The organism is Gammaproteobacteria bacterium (genome assembly GCA_028819075.1).
In the GTDB taxonomy this organism is placed as follows: domain Bacteria; phylum Gemmatimonadota; class Gemmatimonadetes; order Longimicrobiales; family Gaopeijiaceae; genus BD2-11.
Genome location: JAPPMM010000049.1, coordinates 216,358 through 232,445 on the forward strand (window position 1 = coordinate 216,358; position 16,088 = coordinate 232,445).

Here is a 16,088-nt window from a genome sequence, read left to right on the forward strand (position 1 = left end):
CTTTCCACGTCATCCCTCCACGAGCGCGAACCGGAGGTTCTGGACCCGGCCCGCGTCGACCATCATCGCCTGGTAGCGGGTGTCGACCAGTTGCGAGAGCCGGAGAGTCCACCCCCGCTCGCTGGTGAGCACCCCTTCGGACTCGGCCATCAACGCGGCCGGATCGAGCCGGCCGACGTGGAGCGTGAGGCCGTCATCGCCTTCCTCGACAATCCAATAGGTGGTGTCCAGTTCGGGGCTGTAGAAGGATCCGGCGTAGTGCGCGCGGTTGGGGATGTCGAGGTCGGGCTCATCCGGCGAGTCTGCGTCGCCCGTTGCCTCCGCGGGTGCCTCCTCCTCGGCCACCTCGGCTTCCTCGCCCTCCACCGGCTCCATCCGGTCTTCCAGGTAGATCTCGGCCGTGCTCGCGATGAGCGTCGCGGGGGCGATGGCCGACCGGTTGCAGAACGCCACGAACGAGTAGCCCGCCTCCGGATAGTGCGACATCGCCGCCCGGTAGCCGACCCACGAGCCGGTGTGGCCGACCGTCGCCAGCCCCCGGTGTTCGCCGTGCGAGATGCCGAAGGCGTAGGGGATGGTGTCACCGGAGTTGAGCACACCCCGCTCGTGCATGAGCGCCACCCATTCGGGCCCGCCCACGGTGCCCTCGGTGAGGTTGCGGTCCCATGCGACCCACTCCTCCACCGAGGTGAAGACGCCGCCGTCGCCCACCATGTCGAGCGTGGTCACGTTGATGCGGAAGCCGTCGCCGGTGGGGGCGTAGCCGATGGCGCGGTTGGGCACGATCTCGTTGTGGTCGTCGTGGAAGTGGGTATGGGTCATGCCCAGGGGGTCGAAGAACTCGCTCTCCGCGAACTCGCGCAGGCTCCGTCCCGAGACCCTGGCCACGATCTCGCCGAGCAGGAAGTAGCCGGCGTTGCTGTACAGGTACTCGGCGCCGGGCTCGAAATTGAGTTCGCGCTGCCGGTTGATGGCGTCGAGAACCTCCTGGTTGGTGTAGAAGTCCTCGCTCCGGTTGCCTGCCAGGGACATGAGCACGATGTAGTCGCGCACGCCCGAGGTGTGGTGAACCAGATGCCGGACGGTGGGAGGGTCGGGATAGTCGGGGAACTCCGGGATGTAGCGCTGCACGGGCGCGTCCAGCTCCAGGTCGCCCCGGACGGCCAGCAGGGCGATCGCGCCGGCCGTGAACTGCTTCGAAACCGAGCCTGTGCGGAAGATGGTCGCGGGCCCGTTGGGGATGCCGTGGTCGAGATTGGCGGTCCCGTAGCCCGTGGCGTGGATCAGGCGGCCGTCCTGGATAACGCCCATGGAGCAGCCGGGACCCGCCTCGCTGGCGTAGTCGGCGAAGATGGCGTCGACGCGGGCAGCCGTCGCCTCGTCTCTGGCGGGCGCGTCGCCCATGGGGGCGCAGCCTGCGAGCGCGGCGGCGATGCCCGCACCGATCAGAAAGGTGTTTGTCCGACGCCGCATGGAATACCTCCTGTCAGGGCCCTCTTTTTGTGTGCCAGATCAACTCGTTTCTGGCGGACAAACCGCCAGTTCGTCGAGCTTCCGCAGGTTCGACAGCCATTCGGCGGCGTCCGCGAATCCCCCGAAGGTAAACAAATGAATGTCCAGGGAAGCCGTGTCCTCGCGATCGGCCAGGTGCCGAGCCAGCGCCAGCGCGATTGGAGTGGGTGACCATCTGCCCGCCAGCCGCGCGATGCCGGGCTTGCGCTTCAGCGCCCGTGCCGACGCCACGACGCCGGAGCGGACCGCGTAACCGATCAGCGCGCCCAGTGCGACCGGTCCGGGCAGCCCGATGCGAACCGGCAGCGTGCAACCCGCGTCCCGCATCCGCGCCAGCCAGGCGAGCACCGGGGAGGGCGAGAACACGAACTGCGTCACGATCCACAGCTCAGCACCCGTTGCCCGCGCGTATTCCCTCTTGCGCCGGAGTGCTTCATCCAGATCGGCCCGGGCGATCAGGGGATGCCCCTCCGGATACGAGGTGACGCCGAGCCGCCGCAGACCGTGCTCGGCCAGGAGCCCGGAGTCGAGCAGGGCCGGCGTATCGGGGTAGGGGCCGGTGGGCGTCGCGCGGTCTCCGGCCATCAGCATCACGGCGTCCACCCCTCTCTCCACCACGCCGGCCAGCCAGTCGTCGAGCTCGCCCGCGCTGCGCACCGATCGCGCCGGCAGGTGCGGCACCGGCTTCATTCCCGCCGCCAGCGCCTGTTCGCAGGCGGCGACCGTGTCCGGCCACCGGCCCTTCGGGGGGTACGGTATGTAGACGGAGGTCCCGCGCGGAAGGTGGCTGGCGAGGACTTCCGGAGACGGCAGTTGGCCCGGGAGTATCTCCACCGAGGCGCCGAGGGCCAAGTCGCGGAGCGCGGTCCGAGCCCGCGTGCCAGCAGGAGATGGCGTTTCATCCGATGCCAAGGGCCTGCCGCCTTCAGATCCGCCCGCTGAGGCGCAGCCACCTGAGGTGGGTGCGCGCGTTGTCGTGCTCGAAGTAGGCGTCCTGGAGGTGCCGTTGCCCATTCGAACGGAGCGCGGTGCGACCGTGCAGCACGCGGTGCCCGGCGCACAGCAGCACCTGTCCCCCCTCCAACCGGAAGGTCACCTGCGCGCTGACGTCGTTGACGCGCCTGGACAGCTCGTGATAGGCGTCGTAGAAGTCGCTCAGCCGCGGCTCCGATAGGGGGACCGCCTGCATTTGCGCGGTGTTGAAGCGCATCATCCTGACCTCGCCGGCGCTGTCCAGCTCGACCATGGGGTTGGCGGCGTAGACTTCGTATCGCTCGCTGAAGATGCGGAACGGGACCGGTACCGCGCACAGCGCATCGAACTTGTCGGGGGAATCACTGCGCAGCTCGTGGAGCAGCCCGAAGCCGTCCACGACTATGGACTCGCCGCCGTCACACTCGTTCACCAGCATGTGCAGGGCCTGTACGCTCGGCGGCCAGGTGTAGCTGGTGAAGTCGTTGTGTGGCGCGACGGCCAGGCCCGTGTGCGCGATGTTGTACCCCTTCGGATCGACCTTGACGTTGTGGATGCGCTCGAACAGCACCTCGCGGACCGGGCCCAGGCGGGTCGCGAGCTGCTCGGACGAATCCGGTTCGGCGGGAGCGTCGACGAGCACGCAGACCCCGGTCCGGAGAAACTCCTCGATCAGCTCCGCCGCCGCCTGGTCGCTCGCCAGGAACCGTGCATAGTCGAACTGTCGCGGCTGGAACCGGCCATCCCAGTAGCGCAGCTCGGAGCGAGGCTGGCTCAGCAGGCCGTGGATCTCGCTCGCCCGGTAGCGGGTCTGGTGCCCGTCCGGCCAGGCGATGGAGATCGCCTCGTCCCCGGATTCGGCGCGTTCGATGCCGACCTGAAGCGGTCTCAGGTCGCTGGCGACCTCGAAGATGTGGAACCGCTTCTCCGTGGTCTGCACGACGCGGCACTCGCTGCATCCGCAGTTGTCGCGCAGCCAGAGGTACGGAAGCTCGGTCCGTTCGCCGCTGCTCCAGACCGCGGCCAAGGCGCCGGCATTCGGGCTGACGCTGCTGATCGAGTGCTGCATGGTCGATCCTCCGGGTCCGTTGTGACTGCCTGACGCCAGGGACTATCTGACTCCCCCTGCATGGCGCGTGTCAACCGCCGACGCCGCGCGCCCGTCCTTGACACATCTCTCGGCGCAGGCGCACGCTGCGGGGCGACGCACCCTCACTTGCGAGCGTGACAGGCATGGACGATCCGGCAAGGCGCGGCGGCCGCATGGTGAGCTTCACCAGCATGGCGGACGGGACCCGCGAGGACTACGAGTTGCTCGCGCACCTCGAGGAGGAGTTCGCCGCCGGCACCGCCGACCGGGTGCTGGCGCACCTCCGCGAGCTATCCGGTTCGCTCGCCGGCTACCAGGTCGATCGGCTGGAGCATTCTCTGCAGACCGCGACCCGCGCCCATCGCGACGGAGCGGAGGAGGAGCTGGTGGTGGCGGCGCTCCTGCACGACATCGACGACCTGATGGCCCCGCACAGCCACGGCGAGCTGGCCGCGCTGCTGCTGCGTCCCTACGTGACCGAGCGGACGTACTGGATCGTCCGGCACCACGGCCTGTTCCAGTACTACTATTACGGCCACCACGTGGGCGGCGACCGCAACGCGCGCGACAAGTACCGCGACCATCCCTGGTATCAGGACGCCGTGGACTTCTGCCACCGCTGGGACCAGTGCGCGTTCGATCCCGACTACGACACCCTGCCGCTCGAGTTCTTCGAGCCGATGGTGCGCCGGGTGTTCGCCCGCGAACCGTTCAGCCGCGCCCCGAGGGAGGGTTCCTGACGGAACGGCTTCGGGATCCGAGAGCCCAATCGCGTTTCAGCCGAAACGCGGGGCTCCGCCTGCGCCGTTTCTGACGCCCCGTTGTTGCCATTTCTGACGCTGATATCGTGCCGTTTCTGTCGTTGAGGACGCGCCACTCGTGCCGCTGTCGCATGTCAATCGTCATCGCGAATGACCGGGGATGGAGTCCGTTCTTGGATGGCGTTCCGCGCCGCGCCGTTCACGGATGGCGCGGTTGCGTTCCATGATGCCCCGCCAGCGTTGCTGGTTCTCGATTTCAATTGCGGTCTGGAGGGAGCGCTGGTATTGCCGTCGCTTCCAGCCAGGCAGGCCGAACCCGCAGTTCGAGGCGTCGAAGCGTCCGCCACAGGTGCGTATGCCGAACCCGGCGAGGTAGATGCTGCCTGGGGCGACGCCCCAGAGCCGTCCGCCCGCGTCTTGAGTCGTCCATGTGTCGAACGCCCAGGCGTCGGGCGGTGTGTATCGTGATTCGCGTCCCTCGACGCGGTCGCGCAAGAGCATGCCGCTCGTCCATTCCGTATCGGCTCGAGCGCCCCGGATCTCCCGCCAGAGCGCGGGATTGGTGAAACGGGGCCTGAGCCGGGCGGCGGGTTCGATCCGGTCAGGTCGCGACGGCTCGCCTTCGATTGTCTCGGCCGCATACTCCATTTCGGGCGCGGAAGGCTCCGCCACGGGTTGCTCGGTCGCAGGTTCGGGAGACTCGAGCCGCGCGTCCGATTCGTGCAACCGGCGCTGGGCAACCGGCTCGGCGACGATTCTGATGACCCGGATGCCCGAGGGGGCGTCGGATGACGTGGGGCGGCCGGGGGAGTCGGGAACTGTCCCCGCACGCCGGCTGGTCTCGGCCGATGGCACCATGACGACAGAGAAAACGAACGCATGGATCGCGATCGACGCGGCCATGGAAGCTACGATGACCCGTCGGCTGTTCCTGCGTCGGGCGTCGACTCTCGCGCGATCCGATGTCCCTGTCGTCACCGCATGTCGCTCGTCCTCGGGAACGATGCTCGCACCAAGGCGCGACCCGGCCGGATGCCTCACGCCCTCGGTAGGATGTGATTCTCTCTGTGGCGAGGAGGTTGCCCGATTGCCCCGTCATCGTGATGCCACGCCCGCAGTGGCGCCGCCCGTCAGGCTGGTCAGGCCGCATGCAGTGACCTATGGCCTGTCAAACCCGTCCGTGGAGTGTTGCAAAATCCAAAATGCAACACTGTGTTGCCTTTTCGAGTTTGCAACAGCCTGCAGAGGGGCGCTCATCACAATGCAACTGGCCGCTGAGAACGGGGCGGCGGCGTACTTGGCTACAACCGGCCGACGCAGCCGCGAATGCGGAGTGGGACGTTCAGCTCGGCCAGAAGAAGGGGATGCAGATCGAGGCCACGATCGCAAGAAGCAGGTTGAGGGGCCCGCCCACCTTCACGAAGTCCATGAAGCGGTATCCGCCCGGCGAGTAGATCATCACGTTCGTCTTGTAGCCGAACGGGGTGACGAAGGAGGCGGAGGCTCCGAACATCACCGTTACCAGAAGGGCGTAGGGATTGAGCCCGGCGTTCTGGGCCACAAGGATGGCCACCGGGGTGAGCATCACGGCTGTGGCGGTGTTGGCCACCACCGCGGTCATGACGGCCGTCAGCAGGTAGAACGCGGCGATCATCCCGGTCTCACCCAGCCCGGAGGTCGTGCCCACCACCCCCGAGGCGATCCAGGCGGCCGCCCCCGTCGACTCCATCGCCAGCCCCAGCGGGATGAGCCCGGCCATTACGAACACCACCAGCCAGTCAAGCTCCGCGTAGATCTCGTCGACGCGCACGCACCCCGTGAACACCATGAGCGCCACCCCCGCCATGGCCGACGTGGAGATGGGGAAGAGGCCTACGCTCGCGGCCAGCACCACCGCGGCCATGATGGCGGCCGCGAAGGCGGCGCGCGGCCGGCTGCCCACCGGGTGGTCCACCTCGGCCATCAGGATGAAGCCGGGTTCGTCGGCCAGGCGGTCGAGCGCGCTCGCCTCCCCGCGCACCAGGAGGATATCGCCCACGGAGAACTCCATCTGCGCGATCCGGTCGGTGACGGCGGCGCCGTGGCTCTGGACTCCGAGCACGGTCACGTCGTAGCGCTGAGCGAAGGAGAGGTCCTTCAGTGTTCGCCCCACGAGCGCCGAACCGGGCCCCATGATGACCTCCACCATGCGCCCTCCGACGACGGTCTCGCTCGCCTCCTGCGGCGGCTTCCCCTCGGGCGTGTCCAGCCGCTGCCCCTGGGCGAGACGGAGCAGGTTGTCGGCCGCGCCCTGGGCGTAGAGCCTGTCCCCGGCCTCGATCACACGCTCGCCCGCAGGGAGCGAGATGACCCGTCCATCGCGCTCGATTCCCACGACCACGACGTCGAAGCGCTCGCCCCAGCGCAGCTCGGCCAGCGAGCGTCCGGCCGCGGGCGAGTCCCGCCCCACGCGCAACTCGGTCGTGAACCGGCGCACGCCGTAACGGCTCGACAGGTCCGGCGGGCGCTCCCGGCGGGGCATCTGGTGACGCCCGATGGTGAACAGGTAGAGCATCCCCACCGCCAGGCAGATCAGTCCCACCGGCGCGATGGAGAACATGGTCAGCTCGTCGTACCCGCGCGCGACCGCCTCCCCGTGTACGACCAGGTTGGTGGCGGTGCCGATCAGGGTTACCGTCCCCCCCATGATGGCCACGAACGAAAGCGGCATCAGATACAGCGAGACGGGTTCGTCGGCCTGCTCGGCGAGCGCCGCGAACACCGGGATGAACACGATCACCACGGCGGTGTTGTTCAGGAACGGCGAAAGGAAGGCCACCAGCAGGCAGAGGATGAACATGCGCAGGGTCTTGCCGCCCAGCGGCGCCGTGCGCGCCCAGATGCCGATCGCCGCCACCAGCCCCGTCTTGCGCAGCCCCAGCCCGAGCACCAGCATCGCCGCCACTGTGACGGTGGCCTCGCTGGAGAGACCGGAGAGCGCTTCCAGCGGGCCGATGATTCCGCCCAGCAGCAGCACCACCGGAACCGACATGGAGAGCTGGTCGAGCCGGATGCGATCCATGGCGAAGAACACCAGGGCCGCCGCCGCAACCACAAGCACGAAAACGATTTCGTAAGTCATGCGCCTATTCTAGCCCCGAGAGTCCCTGGGGCACACTCAGGCCCGCAGCTCCCGCCAGGTCACCCGCCCTTCGAGCACGGCTTTGCGCACCGCCCTCTCACGCTTGCTCAGGCGAGACCGGCCTGTCTTGACCTCCACGAACACGATCTCGCGCACATCCGTCTCGCCGAGGCCGTCGAAGACGACAAGGTCGATGGGACTGCCGAGAAAGCGGGCGTCCCGGGGATGGTAGCCGAAGTCGTCCATGAAAGGCACGAGGTGCTCGAATGCCTGCCCGCGCACGACCGCCGTGCTGCGCGCCACGGCGTCCTCGCGCGCCTCCCGCAGCCGGACCGGCAGCTCCAGGCGCAGCCGGGTGTAGCGCCGCAGCACGATGGCGAGCGCGAGGGCGGCGAGGGCGAGAAGGCAGCCCAGGATGGCGATCGCGAGAAACCAGGGGTCGTTCACGGGAGGTCTCCGGGTTCGGGCGGCCAATCGGTGGCGGCCGTTGGTGGCGGTGTTGCGGGAGAGGATCCATCGGGCGCGAGTCGATGTATCGTACTACCTTGGTACACATCAACCTCCCCCACTCGCGAGAGATTGCTCAATGTCTGACTCGCCCCGGTGTTCAGCGGTGCTCCAGGCGATCGGGATCGGGGTCGTGGCTCTTGGCGTCGTTTCTCCGGCTGTCGCACAGCAGGAGATGCCCGAATGCCTGGACGACCAGGCGCGGATCCTCGGGGTTGTCGTCGATGCCGGCACCGAGATGCCGTTGAGTGGTGCCTATATTTCGGCGGCGGGGTCGGATTGGGGATCGCTGACTACGGACAACGGCTGGTTTGCGCTGTGCGGGATCGAGGCCGGAATCCACCTGGTTACCGTGGAGCGGCTCGGATACGCCACGCTGGAGTCCCAGGTCGAGGCCGCCGCACCGTCGGACCGGATCGCCCTTCGGATGCAGCCCGACCCGATTCTGCTCGAAGGTCTGGCGATCGTAACCGACCGGTTCGAACGCCGGCGGCGGGCTGTGGAGTCCGGCGTCAGCACCTTTGGCCAGGAGGATCTTCTCCGCAGCAGTCAATGGTCAGCCGCCGATTTCGTCGACCTGCACGCAGGCGTCTATACGACGCCATGCGCCGGGAGCACGTGCGTCTACTACCGGGGCTACGCGCGAGGCCCGCTCGAGCCCGAGGTGTATCTCGACGAGATCCGCCTGCTCGGGGGCTGGTCGGAGCTGGAGGACATTCCGACCAGCCAGTTGTACATGGTGGAGGTCTACGCCGGGGGAACCCACATTCGAGCCTATTCGCACCAGTTCATGGAGTACGCTGCGAAGGTTCGACTGGAGCCTGCGGTGATCCGCTAGCGCGGTAAGTCATCCGGGCGCGGGGTTGCCGGGCGGAAAGGCCGAAGCGTAGCATCCATTCCATGCTGCACATCCTCATCGCCGCCGGGCTCGTGCTGGGTTTCGCGGTCGGGTTGCTCGCCGCGGCCACCGGGTCGGAGGCCCTCATGGCGGCGGCGCTGGCCTCCGCGCCCATCGGCACCGTTTTCATGAACGCCATCCGCATGGTGGTGATCCCGCTGGTGATGGCGGTGATCTTCACCGGGGTGGCCCGCCTTGGCGACCTGCGCAAGCTCGGCCGGCTGGGCGGCACCACCCTCGGCTTCTACTGGATCACCACCCCGCCCGCGATCGTGCTGGGCATGGCGACCATGGCCTTCTTCCTGCGCTTCGCGCCGGAGGTGGCGATGCCGGCGGCCGGCGAACAGGCCGCGCCCGAGATCCCCGGCGTGGTCGACTTCCTGGTGACCTTGGTGCCGCCCAACCCCTTCGCGGCCGCCTCGGCGGGAAGCCTGCTCCCGCTGATCGTGTTCACGGCGCTCTTCGGGGCTGCCGCGGCCGCGCTCGGCGGGAAGCACAAGGAGCAGTTGATGACCTTCGCCGACGCGGTCTCGGCCACTCTGGTCAAGCTGGTCTGGTGGGTGCTCTGGTGCGCCCCGGTGGGGGTCTTCGGGCTGGCCGCCCCGGTGACCGCGCAGCTCGGGTGGGACCTGGTGCAGAGCCTGGCGGTGTTCGTCGCGGCCGTGCTCGCCGGGCTCCTCATGTTCACCGGCGGGGTGTTCCTGGTGCTGCTGCGCTGGGTGGGCGGCATCGGTCCCGGCCGCTACGTGAAGGGCGTGTTCGGCGCCACCTCCATCGCCTTCGCGAGCACCAGCACGGTCGCCGCCCTCCCTGCGTCGCTCCAGGAGGCGAGCGGGAAACTCGGGGTGTCGGAAAACGTCGCCGACCTGGTGCTGCCGCTGGGCGCGTCGCTCTACCGGCCCGGCAGCGCGCTCTTCCAGGGGGCCGCCGTGGTCTTCCTGGCCCACCTGTTCGAGGTGCCGTTCCCGCTCGCCGCGGCCGGGGGCGCGGTGCTCGCCGTCTTCCTGGTCGCGCTCACCATCGCGCCGGTGCCGTCGGCGAGCATCTTCACCATGGCGCCCGCCCTGGACGTGGCGGGGGTGCCGCTCGGCGGGCTGGGCATCCTGCTCGGCATCGACCGCATCCCGGACATGTTCCGCACGGTGACCAACCTGTGGGGGCAGATCACCACGTCGGTTGTGGTCGACCGCTGGGTGGGGGGAGGTGATGGGCCGCCAGCCGCCGGCTGACGGTTCGGTACCGTCTTACGTGTCCGCGAACGATCGGCAAATCGCAAGACGCATTCCGGTTTGATCGGCAACTCGTCTTGCACGGCCCCCTACATCCTCTGGCTGTCCCTCGAACTCCGCGCCGCGGGCGTGCATTCCGGCCAGCGCCCGCCGGTTCCGCCGAGCCCCATGATCAGCTCGCGCCGCTCGCGGCTCACCCGCTGATCATCCTCGGAAGCCAGGTAGACGAGCGAAGCCGCGAGCACGGCGTTGTTCTTCAGGTCATCGAAGACGAGCTTGTCGAAGGTGTCGCGATGGGTGTGCCAGGTGTGCGAGCCGTAGTCCCATGACAGCGCGCTCAGGTTGATGCCGGGCGCGCCGTGGCAGACGAACGAGGCGTAGTCCGAGCCGCCTCCGCCCGGGTTGCCCGGCAGCCTCAGGCTCACGTGGCCCGAGACCTCGACCGGCACGCGCGTCAGCCACTGCGCGAGCGACGCGCCCACCCCGTGAAACCCTGGGCGGAGATGTTCACCACCCGTCCGGTCCCGTTGTCCTGGTTGAAGAGCACCTGCAGCCCCTCCACCACCTCGGGATGGTCCTCGCTGAAGGCGCGCGAACCATTGAGCCCCTGTTCCTCCCCGTTCCAGAGCCCGATGAGGATGGTTCGCTTCGGGTTCGGATACACGGCGGACAGGATGCGCATGGTCTCGAGCATGAGCAGCGAGCCGGTGGCGTTGTCGGTCGCGCCCGATCCGCCCTCCCACGAGTCGAAATGCGCCGAAAGCATGACGTACTCGTCCGGAAGCTCGGTTCCCGGAATTGTGCCGATGACGTTGGAAACCGGAACCTCGCCCAGGTTCTCGGCCTCCGCGGTCAGCCGCAGCACCGGCTCCTGTCCGTTGGCGGCCAGGCGATGAACGAGTCCGTAGTCCTCGCACCCCAGCTCGAAGGTCGGAGTCTCACGGTTGTAGGCGTTGAAGACGCGGGTGGTGCCGTAGGAACCCGGCCAGAGCGAGGTGACGATTCCGAGTGCGCCCGCCTCCTCGATCTGCGCGTGCAGGTCGCGGCGGCGCGGATCGCGCGAGCCGGCGGCGGCCAGGCTCTGGTTCCAGGCCCGGTTGCCCGCCGTGCGCGCCTCGGCCATGGCTTCGTACGATCCGTCCTGTGCGAACTCGAGCCACTGCTCGTCCGCGCGGCAGGTCGGCTGCGGGAAGGAGAACATCACCCACTTGCCGCTCACCGTGCCAAGGAAGGTCTGCCAGTCCGCCGGCGAGCGGATCTCCGGGAGCACGGCGACCCCGCCCTCCATCGGCTCGCCCCCGGTCCCGGGGCTCCACGCCAGGATGCGCCCCTCCAGCGAGCGTACCCGCGGCGACACCAGGTCCACGTGGCTGGCCCCGCGGTCCCATCCCTCCCAGGTGCCGTACTCCTCGGTGCGGGCCTCCACTCCCCAGCCGGAGAGCATCGAGACCGCCCATTCCTGGGCCCGTTCCATGTGCGGCGACCCGGTCAGCCTGGGGCCGATGGCGTCCAGCAGCACCTGCCCCATGGACTCGATCTGCGAGTTGTCCATCGCCTCGGCCCAGATGCCCTCGAGCACGGGATCGGGTACCGCCAGCCCCTGGGCCGCGGCTGTCTGCGTCGGACTGGCCAGTGCCGCGGCCGAGCCCAGCAGCATCCCCAGGGCCCATCCTCGCATCGTGATTCGCGTCGTCTCCATGTCATTCCTTCCTTTTCCTGCCATCTGGCGTGGCCCATCTACCACACGATGTGGAACTTGCTCTGCCTCCGGAACACCCAGTGCCGCTCGCCCTCGGTGTCCAGGTACGCCTCCTCCTCCTGGCGGCAACTGGCCGGCTTGCCGTCCCACTCGGGGATCGGGGTCGTGGCCTGCAGCTCGATCGAGTGCCAGGTCGAGGGCAGCAGCACCGCGTCGCCGCGCACGGGCACGCCTTCCTGCCCGTCCCAGCGCCCGATCAGCGGCCCGGCGCCGTGGCCGTGGTCGCCGATGGGGTGCGTATACACGGTCCCGTTGATGCCCTCCTCCCGCATCTGTGCCAGCGTGTTGGCCAGGATCACGTTGCCGGTCAGCCCGGGTTCCATGTGCTCGAGCAGGATGTCCTGCAGGCGGTTCGAGTTGGCGATGCACTGCAGGAGCCCCGGCGGCACCTCGGTCTCGCCCTCGCGCAGGACGTAGCCCAGATGCTGCGTGTCGGTGTGGAGATTCTGCGCCACCACCCCGAAGTCGGTCCAGAGCAGGTCGCCCCGCTCGATCACGGCGGGGCCGTCCGAGGGCACCTCGCCCGCCCGCTGCACGTCCACGTTGGCCATGAACCAGGTCGTGTAGCCCAGGTCGCGCACCCGCTGGCGCATCCACCACTCCACGTCCTCGATTGTGGTCTCGCCGGGCGTGATGACCGCGTTCGAGAACGCCTCCGAGATGACCGCGTGCACCGTCTCCTCGATCTTGCGGTATCGGGGCATCATCTCCGGCAGACGCAGCGCGATGTAGTTCATGGCCAGGCGCGGTTCGCGCTTGACGCGGCCCATCAGCTCCGGGCCCAGCGCTTCCTCCAGAGCCTCGCGCTCCCCGGCGTGCAGGCCGTCCGAGAAGGCCCAGTCGGGGTCGATGTTGAGCACGATGTTCTCCGGGTCTCGGTCCTCCACCAGTTCGCGCAGCAGCCTCCACTGCTCGTTGCCGACCAGCTCCGCGGTAGGCTGGGTGGGCGCCGGCCGCGTCGAGCGATAGGCCTGGAAAACCCCGCCCTGGTCCGTCCCGCCGAGCGCCAGCCTCTCGACCGCACCGTCGTCCTGGCGGTTGAAGACGTAGATGGAGCGCCGGCGGGCGGCAAAGGTGGTGGGCGAGGTGATCGACCAGAAGACGGGATCCTCGGCGTACTCGCGCATGGACAGGATCCACATGCGCACGTCGTATTCCGCCATCAGCGCCGGCAGAATCCGCCCGATGCGCAGCTCCAGCCACTCCTGCTGCTCCGCCGCCTGCTCGCGCAGGGAAGGCAGGGGCTGGACGCGGGCCGGAATGTCTTCCGGGACATGGACCGGCTTCTGCGCGGCCGCGTCGGCCGCTAACGCGGGGGCCAGCGCAAGCAGGAAGAGCGCCGCGCCGCCGGAGCGCCGCCGTGCGCGTGAATCGAATGTCATTTCTTGCTCCTTGGGAAGAGGGCTGCTACCGATTCTCGGGGCGCGCGCGAGCCTGCCAGTCCACGGTCGCGACGGCCGACAGGTTCACGATGTCCTGCACTGCGCATCCCCGCTCGACGATGTGCACCGGCTTGGCCATGCCCAGCAGGATGGGACCGATCGCGTCGGCGCCCCCCAGGTGCTCCAGAAGCTTGTATGCGGCGTTGGCGGCCGAAAGGCGCGGGAAGACCAGGATGTTGGCGGGCCCGGTCAGGTGGGTGAACGGGTAGACCTCGCGCAGTGCCACGGGATCCACCGCGGTGTCGGCCTGCATCTCGCCGTCGATCTCCAGTTCGGGATCGGCCTCGCGCACCAGCTGCACCGCCTGCGCCACGCGCCGGGACTCGTCGTGCGGCGCCGAGCCGAAGTTGGAGAAGCTCACCATCGCCACCCGCGGCGGGATGCCCAGGTCGCGCACGAAGGAGGCGGTCTGGAGGGCGATGTCGCGCAGGGTCTCGGCGGACGGAGCGATGTTCACCGTCGTGTCGGCCAGGAACACCAGGTGGCGGTTGCGGAAGGCCAGCATGTAGAGGCCCGCCACCCGCATGTCCCCCTTGGCCCCGATCACCTGCAGCGCCGGGCGCAGGATCTCGGCGTAGTTGGCCTCGATGCCGGCCACGATGGCGTCCGCCTGCCCCTCCTCCACCATGCTGAGCGCGAAGTAGATGGGCTTGTAGAGGTTCCACTGGGCCTCGGCCAGCGTGAGGCCCTTGCGGGCGCGGCGCTGGAACAGCTTCTCGGCGTAGTCGTGGCGGTCGTCGGGACGCTCGGCGGCGTAGACGACCTCGACGCCGTCCATGTCCAGCCCCATCCAGCCCGCCTTCTCGGCCACGCGCGGCGGCCGCCCCAGCAGGATGGGGCGACAGGTCCCGGCCTCGGCGAGCTCGGCAGCGGCACGGATCACGTCCTGGTTGTGGCCCTCGGGGAAGACGATGCGCGCCGGCTCGCGCCGGGCCTGCGCGCGGATCCCGGTCATGACCGCGCGCCCCGGACCCAGCAGCGCCTGCAGGCGGTCCAGATACTCGTCCAGGTCGAGCTCCTGGCGCGCCATGCCGGTGCGCATGGCCGCCTCGGCCACCGCGGGCGCGACGTGGAAGAGCACGCGGTGGTCGAAGGGTTTGGGGATGAGGTAGTCGCGCCCGAAGTGGATGTCTTCGTGGCCGTACGCCCCACGCACCGCCTCGGGCACCTCCAGCCGGGCCAGCTCGGCGAGGGCGCGCGTCGCGGCGAGCATCATCTCCGCGTTGATGCCGCGCGCGCGCACATCGATCGCGCCCCGGAAGATGAACGGAAAGCCCAGGACGTTGTTTACCTGGTTGGGGTAGTCGGACCGTCCGGTAGCCATGATGGCGTCGTCCCGAATCGCGGCTACGTCCTCCGGCAGGATCTCCGGATCCGGGTTGGCCAGGGCAAAGATGACGGGATCCGGCGCCATCGACGACACCATGGCTGGCGTCATGATCCCCTTCACCGAGAGCCCGATGAAGATGTCGGCTCCGACGAGCGCCTCCTCCAGCGTGCGCAGTTCGGTTTCGACCGCGAAGGGGGCCTTGTACTCGTTCATCCCCTCCTCGCGGCCCTCGTAGATCACGCCGCGCGAGTCGCACAGGAGGACGTTGTGCGGATCCGCGCCCAGCCGGCGCAGGTGGCGGGCCGTGGAGATTGCAGAGGCGCCCGCGCCGCTGAAGACCACGCGCACGTCCTCGATGCGCTTGCCCACCAGGTCGATGGCGTTGAGCAGCGCCGCCGCGGCGATGATGGCGGTGCCGTGCTGGTCGTCGTGGAAGACGGGGATATCGAGCTTCTCCTGCAGGGCCTGCTCGATGACGAAGCACTCGGGCGCGGCGATGTCCTCCAGGTTGATGCCGGCCACGGTGGGGCTCAGGAGCTGGCAGAAGCGGATGACCTCCTCCGCGTCGCTCGAATCCACCTCGATGTCGAACACGTCGATGCCCGCGAAGCGCTTGAAGAGCACCCCCTTGCCCTCCATCACCGGCTTGGCGGCGAGCGGCCCGATGTTGCCCAGCCCGAGCACCGCGGTCCCGTTGGAGACCACCGCGACCAGGTTGCCGCGCGCCGTGTAGGTGAAAACCTCCGCGGGATTGGCCGCGATCTCGCGGCAGGGCTCGGCGACCCCCGGGGAATACGCGAGGGTGAGTTCGCGCTGGGTCGAGAGCGACTTGGTCGGGACCACCTCGATCTTGCCGGGGCGGCCGTCGGTATGGTAATCGAGAGCCTGCTGGCGCCGGTCTGCCATATGTATGCGTCTCTGAGTGGTATCGATGTCGATAAGGTATCGGAACATTAAGCGCACAAAGCTGGATGCGCTCGAACCACGATGCAAACCCCGGTGCGCTACGAACCTCCCGAAGATCTCTCGCAATACCTCCTGACCGCGTCCATGTCCGCGGCAATCGCCTTGCGGACCATGCCCTTCATCAGCGGCACCATGAGCCGGGCGGGGAAGGTGAGAGGCGTAGCCTCCATGACCAACATCAGGCGCGTTTTACCGTCTCGGCCTGCCACAACCGTGAAGACCGTGTCCCACTTCACGCCACCCGCCTCCGACAGAAACCGGACTCGTTCGGGCGCTGCGAACTCCGTGATCTCGAGTTCGACCGTGGCCTCCCGCCCACGCATGCGGCGGGTTTCGCGGAAGCGGGTGCCCAGGCCGGTCCGGGTGTCGGACAGGAACTCGACGTGCTCGATGTGCTCCACGGCGCGCGAGAAATGTCTCACGTCGGCGACCGCTGCGAAGACCTTGTCGGCGGGCGCGGCGATCGTGCGCTGTATCTCTGTGCGGCTCAAGGCTCTCCCC

Annotated in this window: 14 protein-coding genes; 3 read left to right on the plus strand and 11 right to left on the minus strand. The window is 68.5% G+C overall.

From position 1 onward, the window contains the following. Positions 1-9 precede the first annotated feature (9 nt). The 3 genes from OXU32_13965 to OXU32_13975 all read right to left on the minus strand — a co-directional run bounded on the left by OXU32_13965 (position 10) and on the right by OXU32_13975 (position 3,553). The gene (locus OXU32_13965; GenBank protein ID MDE0075058.1) at positions 10-1,473 is read right to left on the minus strand and encodes a serine hydrolase; all 1,464 of its coding nucleotides are present in this window, start codon (positions 1,471-1,473) and stop codon (positions 10-12) included. Positions 1,474-1,512: 39 nt separating this feature from the next. Further along, complete coding sequence (locus OXU32_13970; protein MDE0075059.1) at positions 1,513-2,346, minus strand: methylenetetrahydrofolate reductase; 834 nt, start codon at positions 2,344-2,346, stop codon at positions 1,513-1,515. A gap of 91 nt (positions 2,347-2,437) precedes the next feature. Beyond that, positions 2,438-3,553 carry a TauD/TfdA family dioxygenase gene (locus tag OXU32_13975; GenBank protein MDE0075060.1) on the minus strand — a complete coding sequence of 372 codons (1,116 nt, stop codon included), beginning with the start codon at positions 3,551-3,553 and terminating at the stop codon, positions 2,438-2,440. 164 nt (positions 3,554-3,717) lie between these two features. On the opposite strand from OXU32_13975, the gene OXU32_13980 reads away from it, so the two are divergent. Beyond that, positions 3,718-4,314: an HD domain-containing protein gene (locus OXU32_13980; protein ID MDE0075061.1), complete on the plus strand. Its 597-nt coding sequence runs from the start codon at positions 3,718-3,720 to the stop codon at positions 4,312-4,314. Positions 4,315-4,476: 162 nt separating this feature from the next. On the opposite strand, the gene OXU32_13985 is transcribed toward OXU32_13980, so the two are convergent. The 3 genes from OXU32_13985 to OXU32_13995 form a co-directional block, all read right to left on the minus strand. Next, on the minus strand, positions 4,477-5,238 hold the full coding sequence (locus OXU32_13985; GenBank protein MDE0075062.1) for a hypothetical protein: 762 nt from the start codon (positions 5,236-5,238) through the stop codon (positions 4,477-4,479). Positions 5,239-5,677: 439 nt separating this feature from the next. Beyond that, complete coding sequence (locus OXU32_13990; protein MDE0075063.1) at positions 5,678-7,456, minus strand: SLC13 family permease; 1,779 nt, start codon at positions 7,454-7,456, stop codon at positions 5,678-5,680. Positions 7,457-7,492: 36 nt separating this feature from the next. Further along, the gene (locus tag OXU32_13995) at positions 7,493-7,903 is read right to left on the minus strand and encodes a Holliday junction resolvase (GenBank protein ID MDE0075064.1); all 411 of its coding nucleotides are present in this window, start codon (positions 7,901-7,903) and stop codon (positions 7,493-7,495) included. Positions 7,904-8,042: 139 nt separating this feature from the next. Here OXU32_13995 and OXU32_14000 point away from each other — a divergent pair, with 139 nt between their 5' ends. Together OXU32_14000 and OXU32_14005 are read left to right on the plus strand one after the other, a co-directional pair. Continuing rightward, the gene (locus OXU32_14000; GenBank protein MDE0075065.1) at positions 8,043-8,801 is read left to right on the plus strand and encodes a carboxypeptidase-like regulatory domain-containing protein; all 759 of its coding nucleotides are present in this window, start codon (positions 8,043-8,045) and stop codon (positions 8,799-8,801) included. Positions 8,802-8,863: 62 nt separating this feature from the next. Next, positions 8,864-10,090 carry a dicarboxylate/amino acid:cation symporter gene (locus OXU32_14005; protein ID MDE0075066.1) on the plus strand — a complete coding sequence of 409 codons (1,227 nt, stop codon included), beginning with the start codon at positions 8,864-8,866 and terminating at the stop codon, positions 10,088-10,090. An 89-nt stretch (positions 10,091-10,179) separates the two neighbouring features. Here the strand turns inward: OXU32_14005 and OXU32_14010 are convergent, their stop codons facing one another. The 5 genes from OXU32_14010 to OXU32_14030 all read right to left on the minus strand — a co-directional run bounded on the left by OXU32_14010 (position 10,180) and on the right by OXU32_14030 (position 16,078). Beyond that, positions 10,180-10,572, minus strand: coding sequence for a M28 family peptidase (locus OXU32_14010; GenBank protein MDE0075067.1), 393 nt, complete (start codon positions 10,570-10,572; stop codon positions 10,180-10,182). Next, positions 10,545-11,789, minus strand: a complete 1,245-nt coding sequence (locus OXU32_14015) for a M28 family peptidase (protein MDE0075068.1) — start codon at positions 11,787-11,789, stop codon at positions 10,545-10,547. Before OXU32_14015 ends, OXU32_14010 begins: the two co-directional genes overlap by 28 nt. A 38-nt stretch (positions 11,790-11,827) precedes the next feature. Next, positions 11,828-13,231, minus strand: coding sequence for a M24 family metallopeptidase (locus OXU32_14020; GenBank protein MDE0075069.1), 1,404 nt, complete (start codon positions 13,229-13,231; stop codon positions 11,828-11,830). A 25-nt stretch (positions 13,232-13,256) separates the two neighbouring features. Next, a complete protein-coding gene (locus OXU32_14025; protein ID MDE0075070.1) occupies positions 13,257-15,527 on the minus strand; it encodes an NADP-dependent malic enzyme in 2,271 nt (756 codons plus the stop codon). Positions 15,528-15,625: 98 nt separating this feature from the next. Beyond that, a complete protein-coding gene (locus tag OXU32_14030) occupies positions 15,626-16,078 on the minus strand; it encodes an SRPBCC family protein (GenBank protein ID MDE0075071.1) in 453 nt (150 codons plus the stop codon). Positions 16,079-16,088: the final 10 nt, after the last annotated feature.